Source organism: Streptomyces sp. NPDC006551 (genome assembly GCF_040611675.1).
In the GTDB taxonomy this organism is placed as follows: domain Bacteria; phylum Actinomycetota; class Actinomycetes; order Streptomycetales; family Streptomycetaceae; genus Streptomyces.
On record NZ_JBEXOT010000052.1, the window covers coordinates 26018 to 43837 of the forward strand.

21 protein-coding genes are annotated in these 17820 nt (G+C 71.9%); 8 read left to right on the forward strand and 13 right to left on the reverse strand.

Features of this window, described 5'->3' with window-relative positions:
* Window positions 1-37: 37 nt before the first annotated feature.
* Both ABZY12_RS30300 and ABZY12_RS30305 read right to left on the reverse strand, forming a co-directional pair.
* Complete coding sequence (locus ABZY12_RS30300) at window positions 38-913, reverse strand: cache domain-containing protein (protein WP_356895912.1); 876 nt, start codon at window positions 911-913, stop codon at window positions 38-40.
* Window positions 849-1724, reverse strand: coding sequence for a GntR family transcriptional regulator (locus ABZY12_RS30305; protein WP_356895914.1), 876 nt, complete (start codon window positions 1722-1724; stop codon window positions 849-851). Before ABZY12_RS30305 ends, ABZY12_RS30300 begins: the two co-directional genes overlap by 65 nt.
* A 131-nt stretch (window positions 1725-1855) precedes the next feature.
* On the opposite strand from ABZY12_RS30305, the gene ABZY12_RS30310 reads away from it, so the two are divergent.
* The 4 genes from ABZY12_RS30310 (at window position 1856) to ABZY12_RS30325 (ending at window position 5920) form a co-directional block, all read left to right on the forward strand.
* Window positions 1856-2905, forward strand: coding sequence for an ABC transporter ATP-binding protein (locus ABZY12_RS30310; RefSeq protein WP_356895947.1), 1050 nt, complete (start codon window positions 1856-1858; stop codon window positions 2903-2905).
* A 74-nt stretch (window positions 2906-2979) separates the two neighbouring features.
* A complete protein-coding gene (locus ABZY12_RS30315; protein WP_356895916.1) occupies window positions 2980-4179 on the forward strand; it encodes an ABC transporter substrate-binding protein in 1200 nt (399 codons plus the stop codon).
* 9 nt (window positions 4180-4188) lie between these two features.
* Window positions 4189-5082 (forward strand): ABC transporter permease, encoded by an 894-nt coding sequence (locus ABZY12_RS30320; RefSeq protein ID WP_356895917.1) that lies wholly within the window; start codon window positions 4189-4191, stop codon window positions 5080-5082.
* Between the two features lie 22 nt (window positions 5083-5104).
* Window positions 5105-5920: an ABC transporter permease gene (locus ABZY12_RS30325; protein ID WP_356895919.1), complete on the forward strand. Its 816-nt coding sequence runs from the start codon at window positions 5105-5107 to the stop codon at window positions 5918-5920.
* A gap of 242 nt (window positions 5921-6162) precedes the next feature.
* Here ABZY12_RS30325 and ABZY12_RS30330 read toward each other — a convergent pair whose 3' ends face one another.
* The 4 genes from ABZY12_RS30330 to ABZY12_RS30345 all read right to left on the reverse strand — a co-directional run bounded on the left by ABZY12_RS30330 (window position 6163) and on the right by ABZY12_RS30345 (window position 8437).
* Window positions 6163-6471 (reverse strand): CU044_2847 family protein, encoded by a 309-nt coding sequence (locus ABZY12_RS30330; RefSeq protein WP_356895921.1) that lies wholly within the window; start codon window positions 6469-6471, stop codon window positions 6163-6165.
* Between the two features lie 140 nt (window positions 6472-6611).
* Entirely contained in the window at window positions 6612-7175 is a 564-nt protein-coding gene (locus ABZY12_RS30335; RefSeq protein WP_356895923.1) for an MBL fold metallo-hydrolase, read from the reverse strand.
* 189 nt (window positions 7176-7364) lie between these two features.
* The gene (locus ABZY12_RS30340) at window positions 7365-7850 is read right to left on the reverse strand and encodes an SRPBCC family protein (RefSeq protein ID WP_356895925.1); all 486 of its coding nucleotides are present in this window, start codon (window positions 7848-7850) and stop codon (window positions 7365-7367) included.
* Window positions 7851-7921: 71 nt separating this feature from the next.
* Entirely contained in the window at window positions 7922-8437 is a 516-nt protein-coding gene (locus ABZY12_RS30345; RefSeq protein ID WP_356895949.1) for a TetR family transcriptional regulator C-terminal domain-containing protein, read from the reverse strand.
* 170 nt (window positions 8438-8607) lie between these two features.
* Between ABZY12_RS30345 and ABZY12_RS30350 the strand changes: the two genes are divergently transcribed.
* From ABZY12_RS30350 to ABZY12_RS30360, 3 genes are all read left to right on the forward strand, one after another.
* On the forward strand, window positions 8608-9819 hold the full coding sequence (locus ABZY12_RS30350) for an FAD-dependent monooxygenase (protein WP_356895927.1): 1212 nt from the start codon (window positions 8608-8610) through the stop codon (window positions 9817-9819).
* A 40-nt stretch (window positions 9820-9859) separates the two neighbouring features.
* Entirely contained in the window at window positions 9860-10426 is a 567-nt protein-coding gene (locus ABZY12_RS30355; RefSeq protein ID WP_356895929.1) for a PadR family transcriptional regulator, read from the forward strand.
* A gap of 70 nt (window positions 10427-10496) precedes the next feature.
* Window positions 10497-10952 carry a peroxiredoxin gene (locus ABZY12_RS30360; RefSeq protein WP_356895931.1) on the forward strand — a complete coding sequence of 152 codons (456 nt, stop codon included), beginning with the start codon at window positions 10497-10499 and terminating at the stop codon, window positions 10950-10952.
* A gap of 141 nt (window positions 10953-11093) precedes the next feature.
* Here the strand turns inward: ABZY12_RS30360 and ABZY12_RS30365 are convergent, their stop codons facing one another.
* The 6 genes from ABZY12_RS30365 to ABZY12_RS30390 all read right to left on the reverse strand — a co-directional run bounded on the left by ABZY12_RS30365 (window position 11094) and on the right by ABZY12_RS30390 (window position 15342).
* A complete protein-coding gene (locus tag ABZY12_RS30365; protein WP_356895933.1) occupies window positions 11094-11465 on the reverse strand; it encodes a peptidase inhibitor family I36 protein in 372 nt (123 codons plus the stop codon).
* A complete protein-coding gene (locus ABZY12_RS30370) occupies window positions 11462-12163 on the reverse strand; it encodes a hypothetical protein (protein WP_356895935.1) in 702 nt (233 codons plus the stop codon). Before ABZY12_RS30370 ends, ABZY12_RS30365 begins: the two co-directional genes overlap by 4 nt.
* Window positions 12164-12584: 421 nt before the next feature.
* Window positions 12585-13367 carry a polysaccharide deacetylase family protein gene (locus ABZY12_RS30375; RefSeq protein ID WP_356895937.1) on the reverse strand — a complete coding sequence of 261 codons (783 nt, stop codon included), beginning with the start codon at window positions 13365-13367 and terminating at the stop codon, window positions 12585-12587.
* A gap of 282 nt (window positions 13368-13649) precedes the next feature.
* The gene (locus tag ABZY12_RS30380; RefSeq protein ID WP_356895939.1) at window positions 13650-14063 is read right to left on the reverse strand and encodes a hypothetical protein; all 414 of its coding nucleotides are present in this window, start codon (window positions 14061-14063) and stop codon (window positions 13650-13652) included.
* 97 nt (window positions 14064-14160) lie between these two features.
* Window positions 14161-14844 carry a DUF6766 family protein gene (locus ABZY12_RS30385; protein ID WP_356895941.1) on the reverse strand — a complete coding sequence of 228 codons (684 nt, stop codon included), beginning with the start codon at window positions 14842-14844 and terminating at the stop codon, window positions 14161-14163.
* Between the two features lie 87 nt (window positions 14845-14931).
* Window positions 14932-15342, reverse strand: a complete 411-nt coding sequence (locus tag ABZY12_RS30390; RefSeq protein WP_356895943.1) for a hypothetical protein — start codon at window positions 15340-15342, stop codon at window positions 14932-14934.
* Between the two features lie 120 nt (window positions 15343-15462).
* On the opposite strand from ABZY12_RS30390, the gene ABZY12_RS30395 reads away from it, so the two are divergent.
* The gene (locus ABZY12_RS30395; protein ID WP_356895951.1) at window positions 15463-16020 is read left to right on the forward strand and encodes a DUF6328 family protein; all 558 of its coding nucleotides are present in this window, start codon (window positions 15463-15465) and stop codon (window positions 16018-16020) included.
* Window positions 16021-16028: 8 nt separating this feature from the next.
* On the opposite strand, the gene ABZY12_RS30400 is transcribed toward ABZY12_RS30395, so the two are convergent.
* A complete protein-coding gene (locus tag ABZY12_RS30400; protein ID WP_356895945.1) occupies window positions 16029-17585 on the reverse strand; it encodes an ATP-dependent DNA ligase in 1557 nt (518 codons plus the stop codon).
* Window positions 17586-17820 lie beyond the last annotated feature (235 nt).

Genomic DNA, 17820 nt, shown 5'->3' on the forward strand with positions numbered 1-17820 from the left:
CAGGGTCGATACACCCAGGCCGCGCGGCGGGCTCCGGCTATCGCGAGCCGGGGTTCGCCGCCGTCACCAGGACGAGCGGGATCCCGGCGCAGGGCAGCAGGTTCAGCCCGCCCACGCGGGTGGGCGTGCCGGGTCCCGCGAGCACGGCGGCGAAGTCGTGACCCTTGGTCAGCGAGCCGGCCAGGTGCGCCGGGTCGGTGGAGGCGGCGACGCGGCCGCGGGCGTTGACGAGCCGGGCCGGTCCGGGCAGCCGCTGGAGCACGGGCATGACGGCCGCCTCGAAGTGGCGCAGGTAGACGTCCGCGGCGGCGACGCCGACGAAGGTGCCCCCGACCGTGACCGGTGCGGACAGAGTGAGGCTGTACTCGTCGGAGCAGAGGTAGTCGACGTACGGTCCGGCGACGGCCCGCTGTCCGGTCTCGCGGGGCAGCGCGTACCAGTCCCAGTGGGTGTAGTCGGAGTAGGCGGAGTGCTCCGGGTCCAGGTCGAGCAGGAGCGGCCGGACGGATCCCTCCGGCCCGCGCTGCCACCACTCCAGCCAGGCCGGTACGTCGGCGAGCAGACCGGGCGCCGCCACGAATCCGATGCCGGAGACGAGTTCCTGGTCCGCGAGGCGGCCGTGCAGTCCGGGACGGAGCGCCGCCAGGTCGGCGGAGGCGGGCGACGGCTTGTCCCGGTCGGCCACCGAGGCCAGGAGGGCCGCGGTGGCGGCGCGGGTCTCGGCGACGGCGGCGAAGACGCCTTCGAGGGTGTCGCGGACGCGGACGGCGACACTCGCGGCCCGCGCCGCCGCACCGGACGCGGGGTGCGGCGTGCCGGCCGTGACGTCGTCGGAGGCGGCCTCCGTGTCAGCGGCGGCCTCCGTGCCGGAGGTGGTCTCCGCGGGGCCCGCGAGCCCGGTGCTCCTGCCCATGGGTGTCCTCCTCGGGACGAGGCTCGGGTGCGTCGGTGCGGGCGGCGAGCCGAAGGGCGATCAACCGCCCCATCGACTCCCGTACGCAGCTCTCGGCCAGCATTCTGGCCCGCTCGTCGCTCTCATCCTGCACGGCGGAGATTACGGAGCGGTGACGATCCGCCACGCTTTCGACATAGGCGCTGTCGTCGAGGACCAGGCAGAGCAGGGCGCCCAACTCCGTCTGGAGGGCGATCTCCTCGCGGGTCAGGCGTGCGGACTGGGCGGCCGCGGCCAGTTCGACATGGAAGCGTCCGTAGAGGCGGCTGCGCGCGGCCGGGTCCTCCGCCCGCGTCAGATCCTCGACGGTCCGGGCGAGTTGTCGCAGGTCACCGGGTTGGGTGCGCTGCGCGGCGAGTAGGGCCGCGGCGCCGGAGACGGCCGCCCAGTGGTCGCCGAGGTCGCGGAGTTCCTCGGTGGACCAGTCGGCGAGCCTGGCGTGCAGCCGCTCTTCGGCCGGTCCTTCGGGGAGGGTGACGAAGCTGCCGCCGCCCCTGCCGCGACGGGTGGTGACGAGCCCCTGCTGGCGCAGCGCCATGAGCGCCTCGCGCAAGGTCACGGTGGAGACGCCGAGCTGTCCGGCGAGTTCGGTCTCGCCCGGCAACTGCTCGCCGTCGGCGAGGAGTCCGAGCTCGATGGCGTCGCCGAGCCGCCGGACCACCGCGTCCACCCTGGCCCGGGTGTCGACGGGTGTGAACACGACGCGGCGGGCCCCGGCCTCCCCGGCCGCGCCGACCGTGTCGCTCTCGCCCCGTCTGCCCTCTGGTCTCACGGTTTACCACCTTGTGCGTCGAGCGCTGACTCAGGCTTTACCTTAAAGGGGTCTTGAGATTTGAACTATGACTTCATATGTTTGCACTCATGCCCGTCCAACGCTTCACCGCACCAGAAGGGTTCCCGCCCATGGAGGGAATGGCGATCCGGCTGCAGGGATTGCGCAAGACCTACGGCCGGACCGAAGCCGTGGCCGGGGTGGATCTGGAGATCGCCGACGGCGAGTTCTTCTCGATGCTGGGGCCCTCTGGCTCCGGCAAGACGACCGTGCTGCGCATGATCGCCGGATTCGAGGCCCCGAGCGCCGGCTCCGTCGAGCTGGCCGGCCGCGAGGTCACCCGACTCGCCCCGTTCGAGCGGGACGTCCACACGGTGTTCCAGGACTACGCGCTCTTCCCGCACATGACGATCGAGCAGAACGTCGCCTACGGCCTGAAGGTACGGAAGGTGGCCAGAGCCGAACGTCTGGTCCGGGCCCGGGCCGCGCTCGCCCAGGTGCGGCTGGAGGGGCTCGGCAGGCGACGACCCGCCGAACTCTCCGGCGGCCAGCGGCAGCGGGTGGCTCTCGCCCGCGCCCTGGTCGGCCGGCCGCGGGTACTGCTGCTCGACGAACCGCTGGGCGCCCTCGACCTGAAGCTGCGCGAGCAGATGCAGGTCGAGCTCAAAGCGATCCAGCGGCAGGTCGGCATCACCTTCGTGTTCGTCACCCACGACCAGGAGGAGGCCCTGACGATGAGCGACCGGATCGCCGTCTTCCACCAGGGCCGGATCGAACAGGTCGGCACCCCGGCCGAGATCTACGAGCGCCCCGCGACCCCGTTCGTCGCCGGCTTCGTCGGCACGTCCAACCTGCTCAGCGGGGACACCGCGCGCAAGGTGGTCGGCGCCCCCGGCACGTACAGCATCCGGCCGGAGAAGATCCGGATCCTCAAGGACCCCACGCGGCTCGCCGGGTCCGAATCCGGACCGGACCACTCCACGGCCACCGGAACGGTCGCCGAGGTGGTCTACCTCGGCGACGCCACCCGCTTCCTGGTCGACCTGGACGCCGGCGGCCGGCTCACCGCCGTCCAGCAGAACCTGGAGACCTCCTCCGCCGATCTCGCCTCCTTCAGGGGCGCCCGGATCGGACTCCGGTGGCACCGGCGCCACGCGGTCCGCGTCCCCGACGCCCCGTAGGCCCCGCGGCACCCCGTAACGCCGCTCCCCGCGCGTACAGCGAGCTCCCACACCCTCACGTACGGAGAAATCACATGCGCCCGCACCACTCCCTCATGGCGGCCGCGGCCGTCTCCGGGCTCCTGCTCGTCACGGCCTGCGGATCGACCGATCCGGCCGCCTCCGGCAAGCCCGGCGGCCTCAACCCGCCCGCGCTCAAGGCCCGGAAATCGCTCGGCGCCACCGAGGGACAGGTCAATCTGATCGCCTGGGCCGGCTATGTCGAGGACGGCTCCAACGACCCCGAGGCCGACTGGGTCAGCGCCTTCGAGAAGCAGACCGGCTGCCAGGTCAACACCAAGACCGCGGCCACCTCCGACGAGATGGTCTCGCTGATGAAGACCGGCGCGTACGACGCCGTCTCCGCCTCCGGCGACGCCTCGCTGCGCCTCATCGCCTCCGGCGACGCGGCCCCCGTCAACACCGCTCTCGTCCCCAACTACGCGGATGTCTTCGCCGGGTTGAAGAACAAGGAGTGGAACTCGGTCAAGGGCGTCTCCTACGGCATCCCGCACGGCCGGGGCGCGAACCTGCTCATGTACGACACCGAGAAGGTCAAGCCGGCCCCCGACTCCTGGTCCGCCGTCTTCGACCGGGCCTCGGCGCACAGCGGCAAGGTCACCGCGTACGACTCCCCCATCTACCTCGCCGACGCCGCCCTCTATCTGATGGCGACCAAGCCCGAACTCGGCATCAAGAACCCCTACGCCCTCGACCAGAAGCAGTTCGACGCGTCGGTCGCGCTCCTGAAGGCGCAGAACGCGCACATCGGTGAGTACTGGAGCGACTACCTCAAGGAGATCTCCGCCTTCAAGAGCGGTGACTCGGTCGTCGGCACCAGCTGGCAGGTCATCGCCAACCTCGCCAAGGCCGAGGGCGCGAAGATCGAGGTCGTCCTGCCCAAGGAGGGCTCCACCGGCTGGTCCGACACCTGGATGATCTCCGCGAAGGCCAAGCACCCCAACTGCGCCTACAAGTGGCTCGACTGGATCATCTCCCCTAAGACCAACGCCCAGGTCGCGGAGTACTTCGGCGAGGCCCCGGCCAACGCCCGGTCCTGCGCCCAGACCGCCGACAAGAACCACTGCACGACCTTCCACGCCACCGACGAGTCGTACTGGAACCGGGTGCACTTCTGGACCACGCCCATCGAGCAGTGCCTCGACGGCCGTACGGGCACGCGTTGCGTCCCGTACGCCAAGTGGGTCCAGGCATGGAACGAGATCAAGGGCTGACCTCTCCCCATGACCTCGATCTCCCCCGCCGCGCGGGCCGCCGGATCCGTCCGGCGGCTCGCCGGGGCCCTGCACCGCCGGCCCCGGATCGGGCTCGCCGTGCTGCTGACCGCGCCGATGCTGTGGCTGGTGCTCGCCTATCTCGGCTCGCTGGCCGCCCTGTTCCTCTCCGCGTTCTGGACCACCGACTCCTTCACCTCCGAGGTCGTACGGATCTGGACGGCCCAGAACTTCCAGGAGCTGCTCACCTCGCCGGTCTACCGGACGGTGGCGCTGCGGACCGTCGGTGTCGCCCTGACGGTGACCGTGCTCTGCGCGCTGATCGCCTTCCCCCTGGCCTTCTACACGGCCAGGGTCGCCAGTCCGCGCCGCCGGCCGCTGCTCGTGGTGGCCGTCCTGACCCCGCTGTGGGCCAGCTACCTGGTCAAGGTGTACGCCTGGCGGCTCATCCTCTCCGAGGGCGGACCGCTGGACTGGGCGCTGAAGCCGCTCGGCCTGAGCGGACCGGGCTACGGCCTGACGGCCACGGTGCTGGTCCTGACCTACCTCTGGCTGCCCTACATGATCCTGCCGATCCACACCGCGCTCGAACAGCTGCCCGACAGCGTGCTGCACGCCTCCGCCGACCTCGGGGCGCGGGCCGGGCGGACGCTGCGCTCCGTGGTGCTCCCGATGGTCTGGCCCGCGGTCGCGGCCGGGTCGGTCTTCACGTTCTCGCTCAGCCTCGGCGACTACATCACCGTCCAGATCGTCGGCGGCAAGACCCAGCTGATCGGCAATCTCGTCTACTCCAACGTCACCCTGAATCTGCCGCTGGCCGCCGCGCTCGGCACCGTACCGGTGGCCGTCATCGTGCTGTACCTGCTCGCGATGCGGCGCACCGGGGCGCTGCGCAGCCTGTGACCGGCCGGAAGGATCGTGCCCGATGAATCTCTCCCGCCCCGCGCGGATCGCCCTGCGCACCGCGGCCGGGCTCGGCTTCGCGGTGATCTATCTCCCGCTGCTGCTCGTCCTGCTGAACTCCCTGAACCCCGACCGGTCGTCGGGCTGGCCGCCGCCCGGGGTCACCTTCGACTGGTGGACGGCCGCCTGGGAGAACGAGGGCGCCCGTCAGGCGCTGTGGACCTCGGTCAAGGCCGGGGCCGCGGCGACCGTGATCGCGCTCGTCCTCGGCACGCTGGTCGCCTTCGCCGTGCAGCGGTACTCCTTCTTCGGACGCGAGGCGGTCTCCTTCGCGGTCGTCCTGCCGATCGCGCTGCCCGGCATCGTGACGGGCATCGCGCTCAACTCCGCCTTCGGTACGGTCCTCGAGCCGCTGGGAGTGGGGCTCGGCCTCTTCACGGTGATCGTCGGCCACGCCACCTTCTGCGTGGTGGTCGTGTTCAACAACGTGGTGGCGCGCCTGCGGCGGCTTCCGGCGTCGTACGAGGAGGCGGCGATGGACCTGGGCGCCCACACCTTCCGCACCTTCCGGGACATCACGTTCCCGCTGCTGCGCTCGGCGCTGCTCGCGGGGGGTCTGCTGGCGTTCGCGCTCTCCTTCGACGAGATCGTGGTCACCACGTTCACGGCGGGCCCCGGGGTGCAGACGCTGCCGGTCTGGATCTTCAACAACATGACCCGGCCGCAGCAGGCACCGGTGGTCAACGTGGTGGCCGCGGTGCTGGTCGTGCTGTCGGTGATCCCCATCTACGCGGCGCAGCGGCTCTCCTCGGACACGGCGGGCGGCGGCCGGGTGTGAAGCGGGGGCGCGCCGGCCGCCTCCGCTCGGCAGTGTCCGCGAAGTATCGCCGTCCGCCCGAAGGGCGGGGCCCGCGGCGTCCGGTGCGTGCGATCGCGAGGCGCCGGGATGCCCTCGCAGCGGAGCTGCTCGGGCATTTCGGCAACGCGGCATGGGGGGCACCTCCCGTGCCCGAAGGGCTACGGGGGAGTGCGTGCCGGACGCCGCGGGCCAGGCGAGGCTTGCGGACACGACCCAGGGGCTCAGTGCGGGGACTTCGACCATTCCAGCGTCACCCGCATGTTGGCGCTCGTGCTGCCCTTCACGATGATCGCGGTCAGCCCTCCCGGCTCCACGCCGAGCTGGCAGCCGAACTCCACGGTCGCCCGGTCGGGGGCCGCCGCGCGCACGGCGTCGCTGAGCTGGCCGGCGAAGGAGGACAAGGCGCGGGTGACCCCGGAGAGATCGGTGACGTGATCGGCGAGCCCTTCGAGGTCGCCGTCGGGGCCGACGCGCTCCGTCTCCACGTAGAGGGTGCCGTCCGCGACATCGACCTTGGTGACGTCCGGCATCACGCGGCTCCCTCCGGGGTGGGGTCGTGGGCAGGGCGCCAGTCTCGTCGGGCGGTGCCGCGCTCGCGTCCGCAGCGGGCATTCGGCGTAACGGCGCGGCGGAGTGACGGGTGAACCGGCCCTGGTCCGCAGGACCGGCCCTAGCCGGGCGTCGACTCCGTGGGGGCGAACGCCTCGCCGTGGCCCGGGACGATGAGTGCCGGGGAGAGGTCGAGGATCGCTCGGCGGGAGGCGTGCAGGGCGGCAGGGTCTGTGGCGTAGGGGTCCTCGACGGGGCCGTCGGCGGACCACCAGAGGTGCGTGAGCACGACCAGTCCGTCGGCGGTCTCGGCGAGGGTGCTGATGTCCTCCACGGTGTGGCCGGGCGTGGCGGCGAGGCGGATCGAGGGCGAGATCCGGAAGCCGTCGGCCGGGCGGACGGTCCAGAGGTCGTCCTGGTAGACGGCCCAGTGGTCGTGGTAGCGGGCCGCGGGGAAGAGTGCGGCGTTGAGGGTGTGGTCGGGGTGGTGGTGGCTGAAGACCACGTCGGTGACCTGCTCGGGGGCGAGGCCGGCCTCGGCGAGGGGGCCGAGGATGAGCTTGCGGTCGGCGACCATGCCGGGGTCGACGACGACCACGGTGTCACCGTCGCGCAGCAGGCTGACGGTGGAGGCGGTGCGCGGGCCGACGTATCCCGCGGTGAGGATGGTCAGGGTGGCGGTCATGGGCGCACGCTAGCCCGGCACGCCTCCCGAGATGATCGCTTCTCAGCCAGAGAGCGCCGCGAATTCCGGCCAGTCTTCCGGCGACCCACCTCCATCGCCCCGCGCGCCGTCTCGGTCGCCGTCCCGGTCGCCGGAGCGCCTCCTCCGCCCGGATCACCGGAGAAGGCGCCATGGCGCGTACGGCCGTGTTCAGCGCGGCGGCTCCGGGAGCTCCTCGCCCGTCTCCAGAAGGCTCTTCAGGCTGGAGAGCAGGGCCGGCCACCCTTCGCCGATCAGGTCGCGGATCGTGCCGTCGGGCTCCAGGTCGTCGTGCACGACGGTCAGCTTGACGATGTCCCCGGCCGGTTCGATCGCGAAGGTCACCTTCGAGCGGCGCTCCTCGGCCAGCTTCGCGTACATCTCGTCGCCGATCCCGACCGCCTCCGCCCACTCCGGCGTGAAGGTGTGCCAGGTGTACGAGAGGAGCCGGCCGGGCTCGGCCGCGAGGACGATCTGCTCGGGGTCGGCGGTCTTGCGGCCGCCCTCGTCCCAGACCATCGGCGATCCGGCGGTCCACTCCGTGTCGAAGGCCACGCCCCAGTACCGGCGCGTGGCGGAGGGGTCGGTCAGGGCCTGCCAGAGCTCGTCGGGGGTGGTGCGGATGTAGGTGGTGTAGACGAACGCGTTGGTGTCCATCGGGTTCTGCTCCCCTAGCTGACGTCGGGTCGGCGAGCGCGGCGGGTGGACGCGCTCGTGGGCGTACTGCTCTAACGAAGCCCGGTCCCGGCGGGTCGCAGCGCCGCCGTCACCAGCCCCTCGACCTCCTCCGCCGTCACCGTCCCGCCCCTGACCACACGGTCGAGCACCAGCCCGTCCACGCACACGAGCAGCGTGAGCGTCCGCCCCTCCGGGTCCTCGACGCCCTCGGCGGTGAGGAAGCGGCGGACCGCGTCGCGGGCGGGGTTCTCCCGTGGGACCAGGATTTCGCGGAGCTCCGGGTCGCGCACGCTCTCGACCGCGCAGGCGTAGCGGGCGAGCGAACGGCGCCGGCCCTCGCCGGTGAGGCGCGCGGCGGCGAGGGCCGCGATGCCGTCGGCGAGTTCGGCGGCCGAGCGGAGTTCCGGGGTTCGCTCCGCCGCCGCAATCAGCTCCGCCTGGTCGAGTTCGACCAGGCGGCGGACCAGCGCGGACAGCAGGGCCGAGCGGGTGCGGTAGTACGCGGAGGTGGTGCCGGTCGGCAGCCGTGCGGCGGCATCCACCGCCCGGTGGGTCAGCCCCCGCATGCCGGCGTCGGCGAGGACGCCGAGTGCGGCGTCGGCGAGAAGGGTGCGGCGGTCGGGGGCGTCCCGGTCCGGGGTACGGCGAGGGGTGGTCACCCCCTCTTTCTACACCTGTAGAAGCATGGCGCTACTCTTCTACATCTGTAGAAGGCGGAGAAGGGGAGCAGGAGACCATGGGGAACACCGCTGTCGTCGTCGGCGCCGGCATCGGCGGGCTCGCCGCCGCCGTCGGACTCCGCCGCGTCGGCTGGGAGGTACGGGTGGTGGAGCGGGCGCCGGTCCTCGCGGACGCGGGCGCCGGGATCTCCCTGGCCGCCAACGGCATCCGGGCTCTCGACGCCCTCGGCGTCGGCGCCGCGGTGCGGGCCGCCGCTCGTGGCCAGTACACCGGAGGCACCCGGACCCCGGGGGGCTCCTGGCTCGCCCGGATGGACGGCGCCGCCCTCGAACGCGCCCTCGGCACCCCCATCGTCGGTATCCCGCGTGCCGCGCTGCACCGCCTGCTGCGCGGCGCGCTGCCGCCGGGCGTCCTGACCGTCGGCGCCGAGGTGACCGGCCTCGATCGTTCGGCCCCGGACCGTGTACGGGTCCTGCTGAACGGCGCGCCCGACGGAACCGGCGCTTCCATGGACGCCGACCTGGTCGTCGCCGCCGACGGTGTCCACAGCCGCGTCCGGGGTCTGCTCCTCCCCTCTCATCCGGGCCCGGCCTACAGCGGCTCGACGGTGTTCCGGGCGATCACCGACCGCCCGCTGGACCTCCGTACGGACTTCGAGATCACCTGGGGACGCGGGGCGGAGTTCGGGCACATCGCGTTCGCCGACGGCCGGGCCGAGTGGCACGCGGTCCTCAACGCTCCGGCCGGCGTACGGCACGCCGATCCACTCGCCGAGCTCCGCGGGCGCTTCGCGGGCTGGCACGAGCCCGTCGCCCGGCTCCTGGCCGCGACCCGGCCGGACGCCGTTCTCCACCACGACGTCCACGAACTCGCCACCCCTTTGCCGTCCTTCGTCACCGGCCGCGTCGCCCTGCTCGGCGACGCGGCGCACGCGATGACGCCGAACCTCGGCCAAGGCGCCTGCCAGGCCCTGGAGGACGCCGTCGTCCTCGCCGCCGCTCTGGCGGACGCCGCCGACACCGGCACGGCGCTGGCCGCCTACGACGCCCAGCGCCGCCCGCGCGCCACGTCCGTCGCCACAGCGGCCCGCCGAGCCGGTCGGATGGGCCAGCGGCTCAGCAGCCCGCCGGCTGTGGCACTGCGCAACGCGGCTCTGCGGATGGCCCCTTCGGGCATGGCGGTCCGGATGATCCTGCGTCACGCGGACTGGACCGCGCCCCGCCTGCCGACCCCGGAGGCCGGGGAGCGACAGTCACCCGTTGAATAGGTGTGGAAGACGCTATTCAACACGCTGCTAGCGTGTCCGGATGTCCCTCAAGCACGCCGTTCTCGCCGCTCTCCTGGAGGGCGAGGCATCCGGATACGACCTGGCCAAGCTCTTCGACGTGTCCGTCGCCAACTTCTGGGCGGCGACCCCGCAGCAGCTCTACCGGGAGCTGGACCGGCTCTCCGAGGCCGGTCTGATCGCCGCCCGAGTCGTGCAGCAGGAGCGCCGCCCCAACAAGCGGATGTTCACGCTCACCGATGCCGGCCGGGAGGATCTCGTCGCCTACACGACGACGGCCCCCCGCCCCACGGCCATCCGCGACGAGCTGATGGTGCAGGTGCAGGCGTGCGACGAAGGGGACACGGACGCGGTCCGTGGTTTCGTCGAGGAGCGGATGGAGTGGGCGCGGGGCAAGCTCGCGCGGTACGACAAGGCGCGGGAGTGGCTGCTGGACGGCCGGGACGAGGAGACCTACCTGCGTGAGGCCGAGCGGATCGGTCCGTACCTCACGCTGATGCGGGGCCGCTCCTTCGAGGAGGAGAACCTGCGCTGGGGCGAGCGCGTCCTGGCGATCCTGGACGAGCGGCGGTCCGTGCGGCAGCGGTGAGGTCACCGGTCGGCGGTAACGTCACCGGTCGGCGACCGGAGGGACCGGTGGCGGACAAGGGGCTGGGCTGATGAACGTCGGTGACATCGTGGAGGACTTCACTCTTCCGGACGAAACGGGGGCGCCTCGTTCGCTGACCGGGCTGCTCACCGAGGGCCCCGTCGTCCTCTTCTTCTATCCCGCCGCCCTCACGCCGGGCTGTACGGCCGAGGCCTGCCACTTCCGCGATCTGGCGGGCGAGTTCCGGGCCGTCGGGGCCCGGCCTGTCGGCATCAGCGCCGATCTGGTCGAGCGGCAGCAGGAGTTCGCCGACCGCCACTCGCTCGGGTTTCCGTTGCTGTCCGACCCGGATGGCGCGATACGCGACCGGTTCGGGGTGACGCGCGGCTTCTCGCTCGCACCGACCAAGCGCGTCACGTTCGTGATCGGCGAGGACCGCCGGATCGTCGAGGTCGTCCGCAGTGAGCTGCGGATGAGCGCGCACGCGGACCGCGCGCTGGCGGCGCTCCGGGCACGAACGTCCTGAAGCACGGCTCCCGGGAAACTCCCGGGAAACGCCCCACCCCGCTCGCACCGGGGGTGGGACGCGGACGGCCCGGCCGGCCGGCCCGCTCCGCTCCCGCGTGCGGGCGCGGGTGAGGCGGAGCGGGTCGGCCGGGGGCCGGGTTCAGCAGCCCATCGCCCAGGTGTGGGAGTCTCCCCGGTCGTTGGCGGCACCCTGGTAGCCGACCTCCTGGCCGGGGGCCAGGCAGATCGTCATGGCGCCGCCCTGCCAGGCGTTCTCGTAGACGCGGACGTGGTCCTTGACCCCGGGGCCGGAGATGCCGTGGTTGGCCCAGGAGGAGTCGGTGTCGGCGATCCAGTTCTCCCACCAGCCGTCGTCGCCGCTCCAGTTGGCCCTCTGGCCGCCGAAATCGGCGTCCTGCCAGACGCAGAAGTGGCCGCTCGGGCAGTCGGCCGCCTGCGCCGGGGCCGTCAGGGCCAGTCCGCCCGCGAGGGCGAGGAGAGCCGCCGCGGTGGTGGTGAGGAGTCGCTTCATGAAACGTGGTTGCCTTTCTGTGCGGTGGTGCGGGCGGAGAGTTCGACCGCCCGCTGCAGTGCGCGGGTGCGCAACTGCCGGTAGGCGGTGAGCTGGTCCCGGCGCAGGGCGCGCACCTCCGCCAGCTCGGCGGGTTCCAGCCGGGCCCGCACGTCGGCGAGACCGCTCTCGCGTTCGCACCGGGCGGCGACGGCAGGGTCGGGCCGTTCGGGGCGGGGGCGGCCGGGCGGGGCGGCGCACCGGGTCCAGCGGTCCAGTGCGGCGCGGTGAGCGGGGTCGGATTTCATACGGGCCTGGGCCTCGGTGCGCAGGTTGTCGACGGTCACCTGGGCGCGGAACCAGCGCACCTGCTCGCCGTAGAGGGCGCTACGAGCCGTGGCGAGGCAGCCGTCGCTGTGGGCGGTGACGGTCTGGCCCGTGGCGAGGGTGACGGACAGCTCTCGGGGGCCGGCGCCGAAGAGGGCCGCCTGGAGCCGGCTGTCGGCGGCGGCTGTGCGTGGCCGGGTCACCGGAGTGAGGCCCTGGGCATGGAGGCAGCGTTCGACGAGGGTGCGCTCCGCGGTCCGGAGGAGGGCGTCCTGCGCCTGGGGTTCCGAGGGGACCGAGGGTTCGGCGGCGACGGTGGCGCAGCCGGCGAGCAGAAGCGCGGCGACCGTGCTCGCGAGCATGCCGCGGGCGCGCCCGGACCTGTGGAACATGAACGGTCCCCCCTGAGAAGTGCCTGGTCAGCGGGGTCCGACAGCGCGGTCGTCACACCCTGTGACGATCACTGCCCTGGGCGGGTCGGGGGCATGCGGAGGTCACCCGAAGGGGTCGAAAGCGCCGGAGTGTGCGCCGTTCAGGGGCGTTGCGAGCGCCTGCGGAGAGGGGTGGGGAGAGGCCGGAGGCGGTGAGCGCGGCTGCCGGACACGACGAAGCCCCGGTTGGACGGGGGATTCCAACCGGGGCCGATCGCCGTGATCCGCGAAGGGCGGTCACCTCAGAGGGGGGGACCTGGGGACCGGGCCCCTTCGCAGTCACATATTGATGAACGATAAACCACCGCACCCCGTTCCGCCTCACTCCGGATGACCGCTGTGAGGCGTATCACCCCGTTTTCACCCGCTGTCGCGGCTCGGTCTACGGACGGTAGACGGCGCCCGGCTCGGCCTTGCCGGGCGCCAGGAGCTGGGGCACGGTCACGAACGTGAAGCCCCGCCTCTTCAGCTCGTCGATGATTCCGGGCACAGCCGGAACCGTCCCGTCGTAGATGTCGTGCAGCAGGATGATGCCGTCACCCTCGGCGCCGTCGACCGTGCGCTGATGTATGAGCGCCGAATCGGTGGTGTCGTAGTCCTTGGCCGTGACGCTCCACAGGATCTGCGCGAGCCCCAGCTCGCGGCTCACCTCGGAGACCGTGTCGTCGGTACGGCCCTGCGGCGGCCGCATCAGGGTGGGCTTGCGGCCGGTGATCCGCTGTATCGCCTCCTGGGTCCGGGACAGCTCGTCGCGGACCTGGTCGGCTTCCAGGTCGGTCAGTATGCGGTGGGTCCAGGTGTGATTGGCGACCTCATGCCCCTCGTCCGCGATCCGCTTGACGACCTCGGGATACCGGTCGACATGCTTCCTGCCGAGCAGGAAGAAGGTGGCGGGGACCTTCTTCTCCTTGAGCACGTCGAGCAGGCGTGGGGTGTCCCTGCCCGGCCCCGCGTCGAAGGTCAGCGCGATGCACTTCGCCTTCCCGCAGTCGACCCCGCCGGACGTCCCGGCGCCCCCCTTGTCATCCGAGTCGGCGGCCTTGCCCCGGGCTTCGCCGGGGGTCACCGCGTCGACCCCGCAGCCGCCGAGAGTGAGCATCAGCGAGGCCGCCGCGAGAATCGCGACGGCCGGCCCCCGGCGCCTGCCCGGCTTGGTTCGGAACATGCTGCAACCCACTTCCCCGTGTCATCGGTCTCGGTCAGCCGCTCCCGCCAGGTCAGGGGCGGTGTCGTGCGGCTCGCCGAGCACTCTACACAGGGTGTATACACGGCGTGCATAGGGGGGTGGGGCGTGGTCGTGACATGGGGAAGTCGTGGCACACGAATGCCCCGGGCGGCGCCCGCCCGCTCCGCCCGGGGTGTGCGGTCGCCGACCGGGGCGGCCGGCGGGTAAGAGGACCGGCAGGCCAAGCGGCCCGGCAGGTCAAGGGGCCCGCAGGTCAACAGGTCAGCGGGAGGCCAGGAGCAGTCGGGCCTCGGTCTCCTGGTCGCCGGAGACGGACTGCAGCGACTGGATGTCGAAGCTGGCGGCGAGGGTCTTCTCCACCTCGTCGACCGCGTGGTAGCCGCCGGTCAGCACCGCTCCGACCATGGCGCTCAACGGGACGGGACGCGCCTCCTCCCGCCGTCCGCCGGCCGTGTCGAAGGTGGCCATCCAGACGGTGGGCGTCGGGGCGGTGGACGCCGCCGGCCCGGGCGCGGTCATGTCCTCGAGTGCGTAGACGCTGTCGAGGACGTCGAAGACGGCCTGGGCGTCCTCCCGGTTGCAGTCGCTCAGCTGCACGGTGACGTCGGTGTCGATGTGCATGTCGTACACGTCGCTCATCTCCTCGCGCCCCGAGCGGGCCGCTCGTCGTGTCACGCTTCCAGCATCCCTCGCACCCCAGCTTCCCGCGAGACCCGCTCCACGGCGGTTGGCGAGGCGCGGGGCCGGGGACATCAGGGGCCGGACCTGCGCCTCAGCCCTCGACGCCGGTTGCTCCGTGCGACGCCCCGACCGGCTTGGACTCGGGCGAGCCTCGCTGGCGCAGAAAGACGGCGAAGATCGCCATCGATCCGACGGCGAGCAGTTCGGACTGCCAGTTCTGGAGCGTACGGCTCCAGAAATCGGGCGACCCGAGGTACTCGGACCAGGGCACGGGGTCCTGGAAGGAGCGGAGCCGCTCCTCGCTCTCCGCGGCCGCTCCGGACACCGACTGGGCGAACCAGGAGCCGATGAAGATCACGAGCATCAGAGCGCCGAGGGACCGCGAGTAGAGCGCCTGGCGCACTCCCCCGACCGCTGCCCACCGCGGGGAGTCGGGGCGCGCGTGGTCACCCGCCCGCTGCTCGCGGTCGGTCTCCGTACCTGCCTTGTGCAGCTCCTTGGACTCGGGGGATCCGCGTTGCAGCAGCCAGACGGTCAGGAAGATGAAGAGGAAGAACTGCAGGTACTCCGACTGCCAGTTCTCGGTCACGTTGACGGCGAAGTGCGCGGTGGTGAGGTACTCGCCGAAGCCGATCGCCGAGGCTCCCTCCGCCCGGAGCTCCTCGTTGAACTCCGCGCGGCCGGCCAGCGCCTGACCGAGCAGTGCGAGCAGGAACCCGACACCGAAGACGACGGAGATGCCGTTGTCGCGCAGGAAGCGTGTGGCCCGGTTCATCCGTGCGTCGCCCCCATCACGGAGAAATAGACCAGGCCACCGGCGAGAGCCAGCAGATAGAGCACGAACATCACACGCATGACGGACTCAATCCCCCTTCACATCGCAGTCGTAGGGGCGGTCGGTGCGGGGGGTGCAGCCCGCCGCCGTGACCAGCCAGCCGTCGGGGGAAGAGCGGAGGAAGAACGTGTCACCGTCGAGGGTGACCTGCGCCTGGCGGCCGTACACGGCGGTGGCGCGGACCGCTCCGGCGAACGGCAGATCCGCCTCGGCGAGCCCGTCGGCGCAGGTGGGGCCCGGGTCGTCGGCCAGCTCCTCGCGGACCGTGGGCGCCAGAAGAGTGCAGGCGGCCGCCATGTCGTCCGCGGTGGACACCCGCGCGAACTTCTCGGCCGCGTCGGTGACCGCCTGAACGCGGTCCTCCGGGACAGAGCAGCCGCCCGTCAGCGCCACGGCGACGACAGGCAGCAGAACGACTGAGGCTCGACCCGGTCTCATTCCGCGGACCTCCTCACGATTGAGAGTCGCTACGGGCGGTTACCCGCAACGCGGGGATGAAAAACGGGAGGTTCCGTGTCCAGCCGTTCTGATTCAGGACAAAAAGGCGAGGACGGTCTCATAAGAGGGCGTCACGAAACGCCGGAGGAACGCGCTGACCGGCGCTGGGGCGAACTCATCCAGGAGATCAGGGTCGCCCAGACGGGCGTCCAGATCCTCTTCGGCTTCCTGCTCACCGTCGTCTTCACCGCCCGCTTCCCGGAGCTCACGGTCGCCGACCGGACGATCTACATCGTCACCGTGTCGCTGGGTGCGGCGGCGACCGGCGCACTCATCGGCCCCGTGTCGTTCCACCGGCTGGTGGCGGGGCGTCGGATCAAACCGCAGGCCGTGGCGTGGGCTTCTCGGCTGACCTTCATCGGTCTGGTTCTGCTGCTCGCGACGCTGGCCTCGGCGCTGCTGCTGATCCTGCGGGTGGCGACGGACGACGACTACGTTCCGTGGCTGGTGGGCGCACTGGTCGCGTGGTACCTGCTGTGCTGGTATTTGCTGCCGCTGTGGGTCCGCCATCGGTACACCAACAGCTCCCGTGGCTCGGGCGACCGCTCCCGCGGCTCCGGCCCCGATCCCGACTCCGGCAACACCCGGGGCGGCGGGGGCGGCGGCGCGCGCGACTGACGTCCTGATCAGGCCGGCGAGGCGGCGCCGGTGACCTGCTCGATCGTGTCGGCCTGGGAAGCGGGCTTGTCGGGACGGTGACGGAGGACCCGGGCGAAGCGCAGGGTGACTCCGGCCGGGTAGCGCGTGGAGCGCTGGAGGCCGTCGTAGGCGATCTCGACGACCAGTTCGGGCCGGACCCGTACGGTGAAACCGTCGTCCTCCACGGCCAGTTCACGCAGTATCTCCGTCTGCCGGCGCAGCATCTCGTCCGTGAGGCCCTTGAAGGTCTTACCGAGCATCACGAACGTTCCGTCGGCGGCCCTGGCTCCGAGATGGAGGTTGGAGAGCAGTCCGGTGCGGCGCCCATGGCCCCATTCGGCGGCGAGGACGACGAGGTCGAGGGTGTGAACGGGCTTGACCTTCAGCCAGGTACGGCCGCGGCGGCCGGCCACATAGGGTGCGTCGAGGGCCTTGACCAGGACTCCCTCGTGGCCGCGGGCCAGGGTGTCGGTGAAGAAGGCCTCGGCTGCCTCGACCCGGTCGGCCGAGGCGGGGTCGTCGACGACGGTACGGCGGACCCTCAGGGGCTCGGGGAGCAGACGGGCGAGGACCGCGTGGCGTTCGAGGCCGGGCCGGTCGATGAGGACCTCACCGTCCGCGGCGAGAACGTCGAAGAAGACGGGCGACACGGGCAGCGCGGCGCGGGCGGTGGCCACGTCGACGCGGGAGCCGACCCGGGATGCGATGTCCTGGAAGGGCAGGGGCCGCCCGGTGGCCGGGTCGAGCGCGATGACCTCGCCGTCCAGGATGAAGGAGTCGGCGGACGTCTCGTGGGCGACGGCCACGACTTCGGGCAGGCGGGCGGTGATGTCGTCCAGGGAGCGGGTGAAGACACGCACCTCGTCGCCCTCGCGGTGCACCTGGACACGGATGCCGTCGAGCTTCTCCTCGACGACACAGGGCCCCAGGGCGGCGATGGCCTCGGTGACGGACGCGGCGGTGTGGGCGAGCATCGGCTGGACCGGGCTGCCGACGCGCAGGGCGAAGGCGTCCAGGGCGGCGGGGCCGTCGGCGAGCACCGCCTGCGCGACGCGGGGCAGCGATCCTTCCAGCATCACGGCGCGACGGAGGTCGGCGGACGGTACGCTCGCGGCCCGCGCGACGCCCTCCAGCGCGATGGCGTCCAGGGCGCCCTGGCGCACCTCCCCCGACAGCAGCCGAAGCAGGAACTCCTGCTCGGGCAGGGTGGCGGCGGCCATCAGCTCGTGGACGAGGCCGGCCCGCCGTGCCTGGGACCCGGCCCCGGAGACGGCGGCGAGTGCGGTCATGGCGGCGTCGGTGCCGGCGAGGGTGAGGGTGGGGCGCTCGGCGGGTGGTACGGCGGGCGGGAGCGCGTTCTTCAGTACGCTCCAGCCCACTCCGATGCGGCCCTGTGGGAGCCGCCCGGAGAGATAGGCGATGACGAGTGGGCTCTCCTCGGGCGCGGCCTCGGAGAACAGCTCGGCCAGGACCGCGATCTTCCGCGAACGGGCGGAGGTGGCGGCGACCTGGTGGGAGGCGTCGGCGAGTCGTGCCAGCAGCATGCGGTCATCGTGCCCGCGCCCCACCGTCATCGCACCTCGACCACCGAAGCCGGGCATCGGTCACCCACCGCTCCCGGGCGCCCCTCGGCCCCGCACTTCACGCATCTTGCCAGGCACCTCCAGCCCCGCGCCTCACGCATCTAGGTCCTGTCTGACAAAAGATCTTGGATGGGTTCACGGAGCCAGAGGATGAGTGAGGCGATGTGGACTCCGGCCTTGTAACGGGCGGCGAGTT

Coding starts and splice junctions, on each gene's coding strand:
- ABZY12_RS30360 (WP_356895931.1), top strand. CDS start 10,497: ATGAACGTCGGTGACATCGTGGAGGACTTCACTCTTCCGGACGAAACG.
- ABZY12_RS30325 (WP_356895919.1), top strand. CDS start 5,105: ATGAATCTCTCCCGCCCCGCGCGGATCGCCCTGCGCACCGCGGCCGGG.
- ABZY12_RS30310 (WP_356895947.1), top strand. CDS start 1,856: ATGGAGGGAATGGCGATCCGGCTGCAGGGATTGCGCAAGACCTACGGC.
- ABZY12_RS30370 (WP_356895935.1), bottom strand. CDS start 12,163: ATGTTCCACAGGTCCGGGCGCGCCCGCGGCATGCTCGCGAGCACGGTC.
- ABZY12_RS30350 (WP_356895927.1), top strand. CDS start 8,608: ATGGGGAACACCGCTGTCGTCGTCGGCGCCGGCATCGGCGGGCTCGCC.
- ABZY12_RS30300 (WP_356895912.1), bottom strand. CDS start 913: ATGGGCAGGAGCACCGGGCTCGCGGGCCCCGCGGAGACCACCTCCGGC.
- ABZY12_RS30385 (WP_356895941.1), bottom strand. CDS start 14,844: ATGAACCGGGCCACACGCTTCCTGCGCGACAACGGCATCTCCGTCGTC.
- ABZY12_RS30400 (WP_356895945.1), bottom strand. CDS start 17,585: ATGCTGCTGGCACGACTCGCCGACGCCTCCCACCAGGTCGCCGCCACC.
- ABZY12_RS30335 (WP_356895923.1), bottom strand. CDS start 7,175: ATGACCGCCACCCTGACCATCCTCACCGCGGGATACGTCGGCCCGCGC.
- ABZY12_RS30345 (WP_356895949.1), bottom strand. CDS start 8,437: ATGCGGGGGCTGACCCACCGGGCGGTGGATGCCGCCGCACGGCTGCCG.
- ABZY12_RS30330 (WP_356895921.1), bottom strand. CDS start 6,471: ATGCCGGACGTCACCAAGGTCGATGTCGCGGACGGCACCCTCTACGTG.
- ABZY12_RS30315 (WP_356895916.1), top strand. CDS start 2,980: ATGCGCCCGCACCACTCCCTCATGGCGGCCGCGGCCGTCTCCGGGCTC.
- ABZY12_RS30390 (WP_356895943.1), bottom strand. CDS start 15,342: ATGAGACCGGGTCGAGCCTCAGTCGTTCTGCTGCCTGTCGTCGCCGTG.
- ABZY12_RS30340 (WP_356895925.1), bottom strand. CDS start 7,850: ATGGACACCAACGCGTTCGTCTACACCACCTACATCCGCACCACCCCC.
- ABZY12_RS30375 (WP_356895937.1), bottom strand. CDS start 13,367: ATGTTCCGAACCAAGCCGGGCAGGCGCCGGGGGCCGGCCGTCGCGATT.
- ABZY12_RS30355 (WP_356895929.1), top strand. CDS start 9,860: ATGTCCCTCAAGCACGCCGTTCTCGCCGCTCTCCTGGAGGGCGAGGCA.
- ABZY12_RS30320 (WP_356895917.1), top strand. CDS start 4,189: ATGACCTCGATCTCCCCCGCCGCGCGGGCCGCCGGATCCGTCCGGCGG.
- ABZY12_RS30365 (WP_356895933.1), bottom strand. CDS start 11,465: ATGAAGCGACTCCTCACCACCACCGCGGCGGCTCTCCTCGCCCTCGCG.